A 16463-nucleotide genomic window follows, 5' to 3' on the forward strand; every position below is an offset into this window, starting at 1 on the left:
ATGAAAAAACAAAACGGGCGGACGAACCTGATCAGAATTCGAGGCGGTAGTTGAGAATCGGCAGCAGGCCCGTCTGCGTGATCAGCCGCACCTCATCTTTTTTGCTGTCATAATACCTGTCAAATGCATTCAGGCGGTTAGTGACATTCTGAATATCAAGCGAAATGGTGGAGGTGATGCGTTTCCTGTTTTTTGTATAGCTCACCCGCAGATCGGTGCGGAAATAGCCGGGCAGCTGTTCTGCATAACTCTGCGTCCAGTCGCGCTCGGTGCGTCCTTTTGCCCTCGACTTTGCAAGGTCTACGGGGGTAGTACGGTTTCCACCGGACGCCAGTACCTTGATGTTGGCTGCAAAAATATTGGTTTTATGCTGACCCGCCCGCCACTCTTTACCGGCCAGGACATTCTGCACATACCTTCCATTAAACCGGCTGTCGCGCTCGATGCCATCCCTGCCCGTATATTTGGATTGATAGAGCGACGTTGTGCTCATCAGATAAAACCCGCCGGTAAGCGACTTTTCCAGGGTAAGCTCCACCCCATAACTTCTTCCCTTTCCGGCACTGGTGAGTGAGTCGCTGATAAACCCGCTGGTTTCGTTCAGCATGGAATTATGCAGTAAAAACGGACTGGAAGTATTGGGCGGCCCGATCGGCACATGGTAGTGATGCTGGTAGTAAGCCTCGGCGAGTATCCGCCAGCCGGCCGACGGCCTGAGTTCGTAGCCCGTAACAAAGTGCGCAGACTTCATCAGTTTCAGGTTTTTATTGAGAGGAGCAGTGGTCCCGTCACCTGCATTCACCTGGGCAAAGTAGGTCGAGATGGTCTCGGTTTTACTATGCAGCCCCATTCCTAAGCTGATTGTCGAGCGGGGCGCGACCGCCCAGCGCAACCCCGCACGCGGCTCAATGGAAAACTGGTTGTTAAGTCCGAGAAGCATGCCATGCACACCCAGGTTGACCGTCACGCCGGGAGATAACCGTGACTTTACCTGGCCGTAGGCCTGAAAAAGCTGCGTGTTTCCTTTGCTGTTCACATGGATTACATAGGGCCCATCTTCGTTGTTTTTGTCAAAAAGGTTGAAATCCAGGTGATTGATGATCAGACCCATCCTCAGCGTATTGCGGGCACCCAGTTTGTAGTTGTACAAAGTCGACAGCCGGAGTGTCTGGTTGATAAATTGCTGCTGGTAGTTCGTATGCTGCTCCTTGTCGGTATAATCATCCGTCTGACGCGTGACCGAGTAGGACACGATGTTTTCAAGGTACGACCTGGAATTCAGGTAACGCATGTAGTTGAGCCCTACCATACCACGGTCCGAGCCGAACTTCTCCTCTTCATCGTCGGAATGTACCTTTGAAGTACTGATCCCTCCCATTCCCCAGACAGACAAAATTGCTTTTTCATCATAAGGAATGTAAACTTTAAAAGCCGCGTCCTGAAAATCATTGAGTGCATCACCCTGAATGTTCATCCCGATCTTGCTCAGTACTGCCAGGGTTGAGTACCTGTAATTGGCCAGGTAAGAGGCACCGCCTTTGGGCCCGATTGGCCCCTCCGCCGCAAAATCAAGTCCCAGCACCCCGGCCTGCGCGGCATACTCCCGTTTTTCATTGTTACCCTTCCGGAGTTTAAGATCAAACACGCCCGACGTCGCATTGCCGTACTCTGCAGGGAATGCGCCCGTCAGAAAATCGGAGTTGCTGAGCACATTGACGCTCAATGCACTTACCCCTCCGCCACTGGTTCCCTCCTGTGCAAAATGATTGGGATTGGGAATTTCGACGCCTTCCATCCGCCAAAGCAGACCTTTCGGACTGTTGCCCCGGATGATGATCTGATTGCTTCCGTCATCATTCGTAGCCACCCCTGCGAAGGACAGTGCCATGCGCGCGGGATCGTTTACCGCCGCCGCAAAACGTTTGGTCTGCTCGACCGTAAAAGACCGGCCGCTCACACTCACCATGTCGTTCAGGGGAGTGCCGGTTTCCTGCTGCGCCTTTACCACCACTTCGTCCAGCTTACGGAACGACTCGGTAAGCTTCACAGTGAGGTCTACCTCCTTGCCCGATCCTACAGTCACTTCCTGCACAAAAGCATCGTCATACCCCAGGCTCGTGACCCTGAATGCATGCCGGCCTACCGGTACATCAGGAATACGAAAATTGCCCTCACTGTCGGTTGCACTGCCTGTAACGGGGCTGACGGAGGTGATCATTACGCCTGCACCGATCACAGGCTGTTGCGACTCTGCGTCGATCACGCGGCCTTTCACCACCTGTACGGGCTTTTGTGCAAATGAGAGGGTGCAGGCTGCCCCCAGGAGTAAGGTAAAAATGAATTTTTTCATAGCTAACAGTTTTCGTCTCTGACAACTCAGCCATGACTTACCCTCAGCTTTGGAAAAAATATTGATTGTACGTGCAACTCAAAAGCTCGGAAATGCTTCTATTTGAAGCGGACATTAAAGGCGGCAGATGTTCGAAAGCGAACATCTGGGCTACGACACAACAGCAGTTAATGAGCTGATAATTAAAAACTTACTTTCTTTGCGCAGGACTGGTATAAAAATTCACGCACGTAACGGTTACTTACTATTAGCCATGATTATCAGCCTATAAACAGCCGGGCATGTTTAAAAACTATCTCAAAATCGCCTTGCGTAACCTCTGGAAAAACCGAGGCTATGCTTTCATTAACATTACGGGATTGTCCGTGGCATTCTGCGCCAGTGTTTTCCTCTTCCTTACGGCCTACTTCGCATTGTCATTCGATGATTTTCACAAAGACAAAGACCGCATTTACCAGATCTATTTTGTTTCCAACAGCCCTGATAAAGCCAATTACAGCGGCACAATGCCCTTTCCGATCACACCGGCACTGAAAGACGAATTTCCGGAGATCGAACAGGCAGCCCGGATTGTAAACGGGTCGGATGTAGTTACCTACAAGGGTAAACATTATGATAAAAAGGTGATGTTTACGGATCCCGATTTTCTCAAACTGTTTACTTTCCCGCTGGTCAAAGGCAGCTCCGAAATTGCCCTGCGGGATTTCAGCAGCATTATTATCAGTGAGCAAATGGCCAGGACCGTTTTCGGGACCGAGGACCCGATGGGCAAGCCACTGGAACTCGGCCGGCCCGGAAGCAGCAGGCAATATGTGGTCACAGGTGTCTTGAAAGACTTTCCCGACAATTCCACCATTAAGTTTGATGCATTTATCAGAAGTGAAAACGTGCCCGGCTACCAGGAGCAGAAAGATGCCTGGGATGCACATTCTCATATTGTTTATGTAAAACTGAATCCTGCGACCAGCCAGGCCACCTTCGAGAAACGCCTCAAACCGTTTGCTCAGAAATACTTCAAAGATAATCTTGCGAGGCTTAAAAAGCAGGGAGCCCGGCCTGACGAGCGCGGCGACGTATTTGCCATCCGCCTGCAAAAAATGGAAAACATCCATTTTGATACCCGCATCAGCAGAAATGCCGCACCCGCAGCACTGGTCTATGCGCTCATGGGGATCGGGTTGTTTATACTTCTCATTGCCTGCTTCAATTTCATCAACCTGAACGTAGCAAGGTCGTTTATCCGGGCCAGGGAAGTGGGCGTCCGCAAGTCGCTTGGTGCGATGAAAGGTCAGCTTTTTGCGCAGATATGGGGCGAAGCCGGTGTGGTATGCCTGCTGGGATTTTTGTGCGGCATTGTCCTTGCCCTCCTTTTGCTCCCTTATTTCAATGCGACTTTCCAGTCAAAGCTCAGTTTATCCTACATCACGGAACCTGATAAAATTGCCTTGCTGATAAGCCTGTTCTTTCTGGTGACACTGCTTGCCGGCGGTTACCCGGCCTGGCAGATGTCCCGTTTCAACGCGGTGGAAGTGCTGAAAGGAAAAGTGTCGCTGAAAAAGCCGGGGCTGCTGCGCAATTCGCTGATCGTTGCCCAGTTTACCATTTCATGCCTGCTGATATGCTGCACGACCATTGCGGTTCAGCAGGTGGATCACCTTCGCCGGCAACCGCTGGGCTTTGAAAAAGAGCAGGTAATCAGCATTCCGGTAGGTACCCAGGTAAATGGTCAGCAAGCTTTGCAACGCATGCGCAACCTGCTGGAAGGCGACCCCTCCATCATGGGAATTACAGGTGCCGGCGTTAACCTCGGCCTGGGACTCGATCGGACCACATCGCGCAGTGAGGTAGGTTTTACGTATAAAGACAGGGAGGTAAGTACGGACTGGCTATCCATCGACTATGATTATGTAAAAACACTTAAAATCAAGCTTCTGGCCGGCAGGGAATTTAATCCTGCTTATCCTGCCGACTCGGTAGACCGGGTTATTATATCCGAGAACATGGCTAAGATGATGGGAGAAAAAGATCCGGTCGGCAAGTTTTTCCAGACCGACTCCGCGGGTGTGAAGTACCAGATCATCGGTCTGGTGCAGGACTTTAATCTTTATTCTGCCAAAAACCAGCAAAAAGGCGTCACCATGCACTTATCAGCCTCCGATGCGCCTGCCTACATTTTTGTACGGGTAGCACCGCAGTCACTTGCCGCCTCCATGGAAAAACTGAAAGGCGTGTGGCAGCAGGTTGCGCCGGGATCGGAGTTCATGGGCTCGTTTGTCGATGAAAATACCGACAACTGGTACAAGGAGGAAGAAAGAATGTCGCAGGTATTCAGCCTGGCCTCGGGAATCGCCATCATCCTCTCCTGCCTGGGGCTTTTTGCAGTAGCACTGATCGTTATCGAACAACGCACCAAGGAGATAGGCGTGAGAAAAGTACTGGGCGCAAGCATAACAAACCTCGTGATCGTGCTGTCGCGGGACTTTGTGAAACTGGTGCTGGTGGCCATCGGCATTGCCACGCCACTCTCCTGGTTTGCGATGCAGCAATGGCTGGCAGACTACCCTTACCGCATTGAAATCAGCCCGCTGCTATTTATCCTGGTAGGCGCCGTCGCGGTCATTATCACCATTGCAACCGTGAGCTTTCAGAGCATCAAAGCGGCTATGATGAACCCGGTGAAAAGCTTGAAGTCGGAATGAGGGGGGCGATCGGCTTTCGGCCGTCGGCTGTCGGCGGTCGGCGGTCGGCTGTTGAGAAGCTGAAACAGGGTATTTGCTTCAAGGACCATTGATATTTTTAAGATAATAAACAAATCAGCAATACGGAAAGTCGATAGCCGACTGCCGACTGCCGACTGCCGAAAGCCCGTTCCCTGAATGATGATCAAAAACTATCTCACCACCTCTCTGCGCAACTTGCGGCGGAACTGGAATTTTACGGTAATCAATGTCACCGGGCTTACCCTGGGGCTGGCCTGCTGCCTGCTGATTTTTTTTACCGTGCGCTATGAGCTCAGCTTTGACACCCATCACAGCCATGCTCCCCGGACGTACCGGCTCCTGCGGCATGTTAAAGCACAGGGCGAAAAAGCAAACAACCCGGGAATGCCGCTGCCGGTACTGGAAGCACTCCGCAATGATTATCCCGGGCTCAAAGGCCTGATTACATGCACTTACGCAATCCGGGAAAGTCTGGTTACCATCGGGCAGGGGCCGCAGCGCAAGAAATTCACGGACCCTTCCTATGTACTTTCTTTTATCGGACCCGAATATTTTGAGATTTTCAGCTACACCTGGCTCAAAGGTTCTCCCCGGTCGTCGCTGACCAATCCCGGATCAGCAGTACTGACCACTAGCCAGGCCAGGCGGTATTTTGGTAGTGCAGATCCCATGGGTAAGACGCTGCGCGTAGGCAATCACATGGATTTCATTGTGACCGGCCTCATTCAGGACCCGCCGCCTACCACCAGTTTTCCGTTCAAAACTTTGCTTTCTTTTTCATCGCTGAAAGAGTTCGGTGCATTTACCAACTGGGACGATTGGGTGAGCTCGTATGGAGGCGGACAAATGTACCTGATGCTGCCTGAAAACATGAGTGAGGCGCAGATGGAGCAGAAGCTGGTTGCATTCAACAAAAAATACCGGGAAGCACGGGAGGTGCAGAATGAAGCATTCATATTGCAGCCGCTACTGGACATCCATTTTGACAACAATACATCCAACTACGCCAACCGCACAATCAGCCGCGGGATGATCTGGTCGATGGTGCTGGTGGGCATTTTTATCCTGGTGACGGCCTGTGTCAACTTCATCAACCTGGCCACAGCCCAGGCACTCAGGCGCGCCAAGGAAGTAGGTGTGCGCAAAGTGCTGGGCAGCACGCGTACACAGCTGCTTAGGCAATATTTTTCCGAAACTGCCATGCTCACGATCTTTTCCGTGATACTGGCGCTGTTCCTGGCCCAGGCTACCCTGCCCTACGTGTCGGGTGTTTTGAACATTCATTCCGAAGGGGTACTTTTTGTTTCGGACAGCACAATCCTGATGTTCCTGCTCCTGCTTGCCGTAATTACCACGGTATTGTCCGGACTTTATCCGGCGCTGATCGTGTCCGGGTACCAGCCTATCCTTGCATTAAAGGGCAAAATGCAGGTAAAAGGAAGCAGCCAGGCAAGGCTTCGCAAAGGTTTGATCGTACTGCAGTTCACGATCTCCCAGGTGGTATTGCTGGGTACGCTGATCGCTTACAGCCAGATGAAATTTTTCAGGACCATGGACGTGGGTTTCCGGAAAGACCAGATTATCACCATACCTGTTCCCGACAATAATAACGGGCAAAATGCTGCCATATCCGCTCAACTGGCGTCAGAACCTGGCATTGAGCAGATGAGCTTCAGCTATTTCACGCCCATGTCCAGGAGCAACTGGCAAACGGGTTTCAGCTATGAGAACAATGAAGATCCGCTGGATTTTGAAGTAGTCATGCGCCCAGCCGACACGGCTTATTTCAATACCTACGGCCTCTCGCTGGTGGCCGGTAGAATGTATCTTCCTGCCGACACCATGCGCGAATATGTGATCAATGAGGCATTTGTAAGAAAGCTGGGTTTCAAAAATCCGGAAGATGCATTGGGCAAAAGACTTTCCATCGGCGGGTTCGATGTCAAACTGCCGATTGTGGGGGTGGTCAAAGATTTCAATACATATAGCCTGCACCGGGAGATCATCCCCTGCGTACTCGCTACCGACCGCAACAATTACAGTACGCTCAGCATCAAGCTTTCCGGAAAGGCAGATGCGCGGCTCATCAGCCGGATCGAGAAGGTATGGTCATCCGTTTTTCCGGATTATGTTTTCAAATATTCCTTCTTCGACGAAACGGTCAACAGTTTTTACGAAAAAGAAGAAAAGCTTTTTGCACTCTTCCGCATTCTGACGGGCATCGCCATTTTCATCGGCTGCCTGGGCCTATACGGCGTAGTGGCTTTCATGGCGGAGTCGCGCACCAAAGAAATGGGCATCAGGAAGGTAATTGGCGCCTCCGCGCTGAGCATATTCGGATTGTTCTCCATTGACTTTATCAGACTGGTTGTGATTGCGCTGGTTATTGCATCGCCTATCGCCTGGTATTTTATGAACAAATGGATGCAGGATTTTACCTACAAAGCGCACATCAGCTGGTGGCTCTACCTGCTGGCCGGACTTCTTGCCATCGGCATTGCCCTGGTTACAATCAGCTTCCAGAGCATTAAAGCGGCATTGGTGAATCCGGTGAGAAGTTTGAGGGCGGAGTGAGGGGGATTGGGGAGGAAGGAGGAAGGGAGGAATGGAGGAAAGGAGGAAGGAGGAGAGATTTTGGCTTTCGGCTGTCGGCTTTCGGCTGTCGGCTTTTTTAGACTTGTGGCTTGTGGCTTTTGGCTTTTGGCTTTTGGCTTTTGGCTTTTGGGGAGGAGGAAGTGTGATTTACTATTTTTTATTAGTGTGACATAAATTATAATCTAACAAAAACAATCCGACGGCCGAAAGCTGATGGCCGACAGCCAACCGCTATCCCAAAATCCCCTGCCATGATCAGAAACTATCTTAAAATCGCCCTCAGAAATTTGCTGAAAAGCAAGGTTTATTCATTCATCAACATTGTTGGTTTGGCAGTAGGTATTGCAGTAGCGATGCTGATCGGACTGTGGGTGTGGGATGAGGTTTCCTACAACCGTTACCACAAAAACTACAACCACCTGGTACAGGCATGGATCAGCCAGACATTCAACGGGCAAACCGGCACCGGTACTGCAGTGTCGATCCCGGCGGTTACCGAAATGGCAACCAAATATGGGGCAGACTTCAAGCATACCTCGCTGGCGAGCTGGAATTACGGACACCTGCTTACCAATGGTGAAAAAAAGATCAATAAGAGCGGAATGTACGCCCAGCAGGGGTTTCCGGAAATGCTTTCGCTGAAAATGATCCGGGGCGACTATGCAACTGCTTTGACAAACCCGGGTTCCATCGTGATCGCGGAGTCGGTGGCCAGGGCCTTGTTCGGCAATGAAGACCCGCTGAACAAACCATTGAAGCTGGACATCAAGCGTGACGTGAAGGTGACCGGTGTGTATGAGGATATTCCATTTAACTCCAACTTCAACGAGCTCATGCTGATCCTTCCCTGGGCCGACTACCTGTCGGCCGAAAACTGGGTCAAGGAAGCACAGACGCAATGGGGAAACCACTCTTTCCAGTTTTTTGCGCAGGTGGCTGATCATGCCGATGTTGAAAAAGTGTCATTGAAAATCCGCGACGTAGAAATGCCGCATGCCTTTTCAAAAACCGACAAGCCGCAATACATGCTGCACCCCATGAGTCGCTGGCATTTATATTCCGATTTCAAAAATGGCAAGAATGTAGGCGGCGCAATCCAGTTTGTATGGCTGTTCACGATCATTGGCATATTCGTCCTGCTCCTGGCATGCATCAACTTCATGAACCTGAGCACCGCCCGGTCTGAAAAGCGCGCCAAGGAGGTCGGTATCCGCAAATCGATTGGTTCTTTGCGCAGCCAGCTCGTTTTCCAGTTTTTGAGTGAGTCTTTTCTGGTGGTGTGCTTTGCATTGCTGCTGGCTCTGATCATTGTGCTGCTCACGCTTCCTGCCTTCAATGAACTGGCAGGTAAAAAGGTCCACTTCCCCTATAACTATCCCCAGTTCTGGCTTGCGCTGGTCGTATTTGCCTTGTTTACAGGGCTTATTTCGGGCAGCTATCCGGCATTTTACCTGTCTTCATTCAATCCTCTTGCAGTGCTGAAAGGTACTTTTAAGGTGGGTAAATGGTCGGCTGTACCGCGCAAGGTGATGGTGGTCATGCAGTTTACCGTATCCATCACGCTCATCATCGGTACAATCATCGTTTTTCAGCAGATTCAGCATGCCAAAAACAGGCCCGTGGGCTACGACCGGCAGGGATTGCTGCAGATCAACATTTCGCCCAACATGTTTGGAAAATACTACCCGCTGCGCGACGACCTGCTGAAAACGGGCGTAGTATACGAAATGAGCGAATCGTCCAGTCCGACCACTGGTATCTACTCCAATCAGATCGGTTTTGAATGGGAAGGAATGGAACCGGGCTCTTTGCCCCTTTTCGGAACGATCGCCTGTACGCATGATTTTGGCAAGACGATCGGCTGGAAAATCGTGCAGGGCCGGGACTTTTCGCGAGAGTTTTCAACGGATACCGCCGGATTTATCCTGAACGAATCCGCGGTGAAGCTTACCGGAATTAAAAATATTATCGGTAAAACCATCCGCTACAATGGCAGCCCGCGGCAGGTCGTGGGCGTGATCAAGGACATGGTCATGCAGTCGCCCTACGAACCTGCAGTACCTACGATTTTCCTGATGAACTACGAGTGGGCCAACCTGATCAATGTAAAGCTGATGCCCGGCAAGCCGGTGGACCAGGCTCTCAAAAAAGTGGAAGCCATTTTCCGGAAACATGATCCCGACTCGCCTTTCGAATTCAAGTTTGCCGATGAGGAATATGAAGCCAAGTTCCGGGCCGAAGAGCGGATTGGTAAGCTGGCGAGGGTATTTGCGGTGCTGGCGGTATTTATCTCGTGTCTGGGTTTGTTCGGGCTGGCGGCTTATACAGCCGAGCAGCGTACCAAGGAGATCGGGATCCGCAAGGCACTCGGAGCCAGTGTGGCGCAAATGTGGGCAATGCTTTCCAAAGAATTTGTGTACCTGGTTGTGCTGTCGTGTGTCATCGCCTCGCCCATTGCCTTGTTTTTCCTGAACGACTGGCTCAATAAATACGAGTACCACATCCAGCTGAGCTGGGTAGTATTCGCAGTTTCTGCCATCCTGGCCGTACTCATCACCTTGCTGACGGTCAGTTTCCAGGCAGTCAAAGCAGCGTTAATGAACCCCGTCAAGTCCTTGCGCAGCGAGTAGGGATATCTTTCTGAACAGGCAGTTCGTCGGTAAAAATCAGCAGCCTGTCTGTCCGTAGCAGCGGCTGGCAGATTGCGGGGATGTGCTGTTTAAACTAAAATAGAAAATGGGCTTCTAACCAACATAAACAAACAATTTAATGTTGGAAACCATGAAAAAGACCATCTTAGCCATCGCAGCAATTGTAACATTGACCCTTGGAAATGCATCTGCCCAGTACCGCGTGGGACATGAAGTTTCGGCTGCCCGCGTAGAGGCTGGACCACAAAATTACAGCGTCGGAAAGCTTGATGCCATTGTGCATCTGAGCCGCAAGCAGGAGAAGGAAATGCAAAAAATCGAAATCCGGTACGACCGGCTGATATCGGGCAACAAGCGTTACCAAACTTACCAGCATGTACGCCGGCTGGAAGCCGACAAGCAAAACGCATTGCTTGATGTGCTTACTCCTGCCCAGCGTCAGCGTTTATATGCCTATGAAAGATCCCAGCGCCCTGAAAAAGGCCGCAGCTATCGAAGAGGCTAGTGCATGATAATGCCGGACAAGCGGTTGTCAATGTCCGTTTCTGAACGCAGCATTTACATGTAACTGCTTAAAATAGAAAGCCTTATAATGTTGGCACAAAAATGTTACCCTGCTGGCAAGTGCTCGCGGGGTAATTTTGTTTTCGGCCGCAGCCGCATTGTTCACTGCCATCTATTTATGCCATGCTTAAAAACTACTTCAAAATAGCGCTCCGGAACCTGGTTAAACACAAGGCATTCAGCGTAATCAACGTGACAGGCGTCGCCATGGGACTGGCCTGCTTTCTGCTGCTGGCTTTGTACGTAAGGGATGAACTGAGCTATGACAAGTTTCACACCCATGCAGACCGCATTTACCGTGTTTCACGAACATTTTTGTCCAATGACGGCACAGAATCCCTGAAACTCGGCCACCTCGCTCCTCCTTTCGGACCACTCCTCCGCCAGGATTTTCCGGAGGTGGAGCAGGTGCTGCGTATGCTCGAAACCGGGGGAACTGTGCGCTACAAAGAAAAAGTATTTGTGGAAGAGCAGATGTTTGCTGCCGAGCCCAACATTTTCAAGGTTTTCAGTTTCAATGTAATCGGGGGTAATCCGGCCCAGGCCCTTGAAAACCCATTTTCGATCATGTTTTCACGTCCGATGGCGGAAAAGTATTTCGGGAATGAAAATCCGGTCGGTAAGGTCGTCCGGCTCGACAATCAGCTGGATTATACCGTGACAGGGGTGTTCGAACCGCTGCCGGCACAGTCACATTTCCATCCGCAGTTTCTGGTTTCGTTTTCAACCATGAACGACGACCGGGTTTATGGTGCAGAGCAGCTGCGGACCAACTGGGGTAACAATGCTTTTTCCACCTACCTGCTCCTGCCGGAAAACTATGATCCACAAAAGCTTGTCAAAGCATTCCCCGCATTCCAGAACCGGCATATCGAACCCAAGGCATCCAGGTATTCAGTACTCGGGCTCATGAAGATGACCGACATTCACCTGCATTCGCATCTTGATTCAGAGATTGAGGCCAACAGTGACATACAGTACGTATACCTTTTCTCGGCAATCGGATTGTTTATCCTTGCCATTGCATGCATTAACTACATGAACCTCGCCACGGCCCGCTCGGCAACACGGGCCAAAGAGGTAGGCATGCGGAAAGTAATCGGTGCATTGCGGCAGCAGCTGATCGCCCAGTTCCTGAGCGAGTCGGTACTCTTGGTAGCAGTATCGCTGGTCCTGGCGCTTGTGATCGTTGCCTTATGCCTGCCATTCATGAATAATTTTACGCATAAACAACTCACCACGGAGGCGCTCCTTGATCCCGGCTTTCTGCTAATACTGGCTGTGGTGACCCTGCTCACGGCGCTTGCAGCAGGCAGTTACCCCGCATTTTTCCTGACAGGCTTTCAGCCCATCAGCGTATTCAGGGGAAAGGTGTCGTCGGCATTGAAAAATGGTAAGCTCCGGCAGTTCCTGGTGGTTACGCAGTTTGCCATTGCAGTTGTGCTGATCATCAGTACAACAGTCGTATACAACCAGATGCGCTATGTGCAGAATTACAAGCTGGGCTACTCCAAAGACCAGATCGTGCTGCTTCGTACCGGCTCCAATGATACCCTCGGCCGGCTGGAAAGTTTCAGGCAGGAGCTGAAAGCCAACAGCAACATACGGGAAGCCGGGCGCTCGTCGCGCATTCCCTCGGGGCGCCTGCTTGATTCCTGGGAGGCTTATGTTACCAAGGGCGACACCTTTGCAATGTCGGATGTCAATGTAAAATCCCTTTCGGTAGACGAGGACTTTATTCCTGCCTACCAGATCAGCATGGCCGCCGGGAGAAATTTTTCACGCAACTATCCTTCCGATCGCACCAATGCATTTATCCTGAATGAGACCGCCGCAAGAATGCTTGGCTGGAAGAATCCCGCCGAAGCTGTGGGTGGGCGTTTTGGCTATGGACAGGTACGGGGCGAAATCATTGGGGTGACCAAAGATTATCATTTCGAATCGCTGCACCAGAAGGTGGCGCCGCTGGTTTTGTTCCGGCAGGATGATCGCCTAGGCTGGATGTCGGTGCATATTTCGGGTAAAAACATTGGAAATGCACTTGCCCATATCGAGTCGGTGTGGCGTACCAGGTTCCCGGATGTTCCTTTTTCCTATGAGTTCCTGGATCAGCGGTTCGGCAATTTGTATGCAAGTGAGCAGAGCCAGCAAACCCTTTTCACCATTTTCTCCGGTATCGCCATCTTTATCTCATGCCTCGGCCTGCTTGGACTGTCTATTTTCATGGCTGAAATACGTACGAAGGAAATCGGGGTGCGCAAAGTATTGGGAGCTTCACTCGGCAGCCTGATCATGATGCTTTCGGGTGATTTTCTTAAACCGGTTATCATCGCGATCCTCATTGCCTCCCCCATCGCGTTTTACGCCATGAGCAAGTGGTTGCAGGATTTTGCCTACCATACCGAAATCAAGTGGTGGTTTTTCGTTTCCGCAGCTGCCATCTCCATCCTGATCGCATTGCTGACCATTAGCTTCCAGAGTATTAAGGCAGCATTGAGGAACCCCGTCAGGGCATTGCGGAGCGAGTGAGGGGGAACTTCGGCGGTCAGCTATCGGCTTTCGGCCGTCGAAAGCCTCCTCAGCATGGCCAGGTCCGAAGGTGATAAGCATCGTCCCAGAAGATGTATTCCAGCCGGGAAGCGGTCAGGTATGCTTCGCGCATTTTTGTGCAGGTACCTGCACTTGCCTGCTCAGCCAGGCGGTCGCAGATATCAAGTGCTTTCCGGACCGAATGTCCGAATTCCTCACCGCCATAGGCATCAATCCAGCTTTGGTAAGGATTACCGGAAGATTGACTGGCATACATGTCATCACCTACTTTCTTGTAAATCCAGAAACAAGGCAGCAACGCAGCCACAGCAACTTCGAAAGATTCGAATGCACTGACACTGAGCAGGTAGCTGGTATAGGCAAAGCATCCGGGACCTTTGGTGCCGGCATTGTCAATCTCATAGTTTTTAAAATAGCTCAGATGCAGAGCACGCTCTACCAGGATTGCATTTTGTGCAAACTGAAAAAAATCCAGCGCATCATGGCTGTTTCCGGCCCTGGACCCTGCTGCGGCCAGCGCCCGCGCGAAGTCGGCCAGGTAAAGGGAATCCTGCGCAATGTAGAATTTAAACTTTTCTACGGGCAAAGTTCCGGTTTTCAGCTCCTGATTAAACGGATGCTGGCTGATCTGCCTGTAAATGGGAAGTGCTTCTTCCCAGAGATATGTTGTGAAGCTCATGAAATAACCTGCATTGGCAAAGGTGAAAAAGAATGATTTAAAGGACCGGGACCGTGGCCGGTAATAACATCCCTGCCGTGGCCGATCGCTCCCGCAACATACTGATGTGCTAGTACCACGGCGTCAGTAAGGGAATGCCCGAGGGCCACATACGTGGCGATGGCAGAAGATAGTGTGCAGCCTGTTCCGTGTACATTCGGGCTGCGGATATAGTCGCTTTCCAGTACCAGGCTGCCGGTATTTTGGAGGGCCAGTACATCCCGGATCACCGGTCCTGCAAGGTGCCCGCCTTTGAGTAGCACTGCCTTGCAGCCTTTTTCAAGCAGGATACCGGCCGCATGCTGCATGCTTTTCAAATCGGTTATTTTTTCAGAAACCAGGATTTCTGCCTCGTCAATATTGGGCGTAATGAGGTCGGCGCGGGTAAGCAGCTCCTGCCACAATGCATCCACTGCATCCTCCCGGATCAGCCTGCTGCCGCTTGTAGACACCATGACGGGATCGAAAACAACAAAGCGAGGCTGGTAATCTGCCAGTGCACCCGCGATTACCTGCGCTGTTTCGGCCGTATTGACCATCCCGATTTTGACTGCGTCAATGGTAAAATCTTCAAATACAGCTTCCAGCTGCTGACGTAAAAATTCGGGTGGCACCGCATGAATGGCGCGGACGCCGGTAGTGTTCTGGGCAGTGAGCGCCGTGATGGCTGACGTACCATAAGCTCCCAGTGCAGCCACGGTTTTGAGGTCAGCCTGAATGCCCGCTCCCCCGCCGCTGTCAGAGCCGGCTATGGTAAGTACAGTAGGATATCGTTTAATCATGGTGGAAATGGGAATAAGGTCCTTTTATCAGAGCCTGTTTTTTTTACCTGAAATAACAGCCTTCCGAAGCTGCTCCGCGGCATACCCGGGGAAAGCCGCGCTGCAAATGGCCGATACCACCGCTATGCCGCTTGCACCATGTTGTATAGCCTGCGTCACGTTTTCGGTGTTAATGCCTCCGATGACCACCAGCGGGTGACGGCTCACTTTCGCTGCCTGCTGCAACCCGGCCATGCCCCAGGCGGTCCCGGTATCCGGTTTAGTAGGTGTATCAAAAAGAGGGCTGATGGCCAGGTAGCTGATTTCCCAATCATTTGCCTCCTCAACATTTGCCATATTCTCCGCAGAAATACCCACGATGCTTTGGCCCGGAAGTACCTGGCGGAGCTGGTGATAATGCATGTCGCTTTGCCCGACGTGAACACCATCGGCGCCGGCTGCCAGCGCAACGTCCACACGGTCGTTAATGATGAGCGGAACATTGTATGGAGCCAGCAGCTCTTTCATTTTGGAGGCTTTATCAATAAAATCCCGGGTGTCCAGGTTTTTTTCTCGAAGCTGTACCAGGGATACGCCTCCTTTTACAGCCTCTTCCACAATCCAAAACAGATCACGACCAAGGCAGGCGGCCTCGTCGGTGACAAGGTACAGATCCAGAGGAAGTGTGCTAGCGGACATCAGCAGAACGATCCGGTGAAACGCTGATACGGGTAAGTTCAGCAAGGTGGTCCGGCGATACGGCCAGTGCATCCAGGAATGCAACCTGGAAAGACCCCGGGAGCTGGGCATGACGATAGGCGAGCTCGCCGCATACGCCCATGGTCGCTGCCGCAGATACGGCTGCCGCCAGCGGGTCGCTACATACCGCAGCATAGGCGCCGGCAATTGCCGAAGCTGAGCACCCCATTCCGGTAATACGTGTCATCAGCGGCACACCATTTGAGATGTAATACACCTTTCCATTCCCAACAATCAGGTCGGTAACCCCGCTCACACTGACAACCGATCCGAAGCGGCGGTTCAATGCCAGCGCGGCATCCAGGCTCTGGTCGGAGGAGGCGGTACTGTCCACTCCTTTGGTAGTGATGTTTGCACCGGCCAGTGCCATGATCTCAGAGGCATTGCCCCGGATAATGGCGGGCGGGGCGGTTTCCAGGAGCTGTGTCAGTACCTGATTGCGGTACGAAGTGGCACCCGCTCCTACCGGATCCAGGACAATGGGCTTGCCGAGGGCAGCCGCACGGCTCATGGCCAGCTTCATGCCTTCTGCCCAGGATGCAGACAGTGTACCAATGTTGACCACGAGCGCGCCGGCAATGCTCACCATTTCCTCCACTTCTTCCACCGCATGCGCCATCACCGGCGATGCACCCAGCGCCAGCAATGCATTTGCAGTGAAGTTCATAACCACATAATTTGTGATATTATGCACGAGAGGCACATTTTCACGGAGCAGCACGAGATTTTCCCTGATATTGATTTCCATTTTTCTGATGTTTTGCAAAAAGAAAAAGAACGGAACCCGAGACAGGC

At 51.6% G+C, this 16463-nt stretch carries 10 protein-coding genes; 5 read left to right on the top strand and 5 right to left on the bottom strand.

Going from position 1 to position 16463, the window contains the following annotated elements:
- Positions 1 to 31: 31 nt before the first annotated feature.
- The gene (locus HWI92_RS13700) at positions 32 to 2350 is read right to left on the bottom strand and encodes a TonB-dependent receptor (protein ID WP_204656003.1); all 2319 of its coding nucleotides are present in this window, start codon (positions 2348 to 2350) and stop codon (positions 32 to 34) included.
- 281 nt (positions 2351 to 2631) lie between these two features.
- On the opposite strand from HWI92_RS13700, the gene HWI92_RS13705 reads away from it, so the two are divergent.
- From HWI92_RS13705 to HWI92_RS13725, 5 genes are all read left to right on the top strand, one after another.
- On the top strand, positions 2632 to 5049 hold the full coding sequence (locus tag HWI92_RS13705) for an ABC transporter permease (protein ID WP_204656004.1): 2418 nt from the start codon (positions 2632 to 2634) through the stop codon (positions 5047 to 5049).
- 180 nt (positions 5050 to 5229) lie between these two features.
- The gene (locus HWI92_RS13710; RefSeq protein WP_204664554.1) at positions 5230 to 7644 is read left to right on the top strand and encodes an ABC transporter permease; all 2415 of its coding nucleotides are present in this window, start codon (positions 5230 to 5232) and stop codon (positions 7642 to 7644) included.
- Positions 7645 to 7916: 272 nt separating this feature from the next.
- Positions 7917 to 10295: an ABC transporter permease gene (locus HWI92_RS13715; protein ID WP_204656006.1), complete on the top strand. Its 2379-nt coding sequence runs from the start codon at positions 7917 to 7919 to the stop codon at positions 10293 to 10295.
- Between the two features lie 151 nt (positions 10296 to 10446).
- Positions 10447 to 10821 (top strand): hypothetical protein, encoded by a 375-nt coding sequence (locus HWI92_RS13720; protein WP_204656008.1) that lies wholly within the window; start codon positions 10447 to 10449, stop codon positions 10819 to 10821.
- Between the two features lie 182 nt (positions 10822 to 11003).
- Positions 11004 to 13409, top strand: a complete 2406-nt coding sequence (locus HWI92_RS13725) for an ABC transporter permease (protein WP_204656010.1) — start codon at positions 11004 to 11006, stop codon at positions 13407 to 13409.
- 49 nt (positions 13410 to 13458) lie between these two features.
- On the opposite strand, the gene tenA is transcribed toward HWI92_RS13725, so the two are convergent.
- The 4 genes from tenA to thiM are packed head-to-tail and all read right to left on the bottom strand — an operon-like array spanning position 13459 to position 16416.
- On the bottom strand, positions 13459 to 14109 hold the full coding sequence (gene tenA, locus HWI92_RS13730; protein WP_204656019.1) for a thiaminase II: 651 nt from the start codon (positions 14107 to 14109) through the stop codon (positions 13459 to 13461).
- Positions 14106 to 14930, bottom strand: a complete 825-nt coding sequence (gene thiD, locus HWI92_RS13735) for a bifunctional hydroxymethylpyrimidine kinase/phosphomethylpyrimidine kinase (RefSeq protein ID WP_229247936.1) — start codon at positions 14928 to 14930, stop codon at positions 14106 to 14108. The genes tenA and thiD overlap by 4 nt, the downstream gene beginning before the upstream one ends.
- 27 nt (positions 14931 to 14957) lie before the next feature.
- Entirely contained in the window at positions 14958 to 15608 is a 651-nt protein-coding gene (gene thiE, locus HWI92_RS13740) for a thiamine phosphate synthase (RefSeq protein WP_204656021.1), read from the bottom strand.
- A complete protein-coding gene (gene thiM / locus HWI92_RS13745) occupies positions 15598 to 16416 on the bottom strand; it encodes a hydroxyethylthiazole kinase (protein WP_204656023.1) in 819 nt (272 codons plus the stop codon). Before thiM ends, thiE begins: the two co-directional genes overlap by 11 nt.
- Between the last annotated feature and the right edge of the window lie 47 nt (positions 16417 to 16463).

The sequence above is a fragment of the Dyadobacter sandarakinus genome, assembly GCF_016894445.1.
GTDB classification, from domain to species: Bacteria; Bacteroidota; Bacteroidia; order Cytophagales; family Spirosomataceae; genus Dyadobacter; species Dyadobacter sandarakinus.

What these genes read in the sequence shown, in the direction of transcription:
- HWI92_RS13715 (WP_204656006.1), top strand. Translation starts at nt 7,917, where the DNA reads ATGATCAGAAACTATCTTAAAATCGCCCTCAGAAATTTGCTGAAAAGC.
- thiD (WP_229247936.1), bottom strand. Translation starts at nt 14,930, where the DNA reads ATGATTAAACGATATCCTACTGTACTTACCATAGCCGGCTCTGACAGC.
- HWI92_RS13705 (WP_204656004.1), top strand. Translation starts at nt 2,632, where the DNA reads ATGTTTAAAAACTATCTCAAAATCGCCTTGCGTAACCTCTGGAAAAAC.
- HWI92_RS13700 (WP_204656003.1), bottom strand. Translation starts at nt 2,350, where the DNA reads ATGAAAAAATTCATTTTTACCTTACTCCTGGGGGCAGCCTGCACCCTC.
- thiE (WP_204656021.1), bottom strand. Translation starts at nt 15,608, where the DNA reads ATGTCCGCTAGCACACTTCCTCTGGATCTGTACCTTGTCACCGACGAG.
- HWI92_RS13720 (WP_204656008.1), top strand. Translation starts at nt 10,447, where the DNA reads ATGAAAAAGACCATCTTAGCCATCGCAGCAATTGTAACATTGACCCTT.
- HWI92_RS13725 (WP_204656010.1), top strand. Translation starts at nt 11,004, where the DNA reads ATGCTTAAAAACTACTTCAAAATAGCGCTCCGGAACCTGGTTAAACAC.
- HWI92_RS13710 (WP_204664554.1), top strand. Translation starts at nt 5,230, where the DNA reads ATGATCAAAAACTATCTCACCACCTCTCTGCGCAACTTGCGGCGGAAC.
- thiM (WP_204656023.1), bottom strand. Translation starts at nt 16,416, where the DNA reads ATGGAAATCAATATCAGGGAAAATCTCGTGCTGCTCCGTGAAAATGTG.
- tenA (WP_204656019.1), bottom strand. Translation starts at nt 14,109, where the DNA reads ATGAGCTTCACAACATATCTCTGGGAAGAAGCACTTCCCATTTACAGG.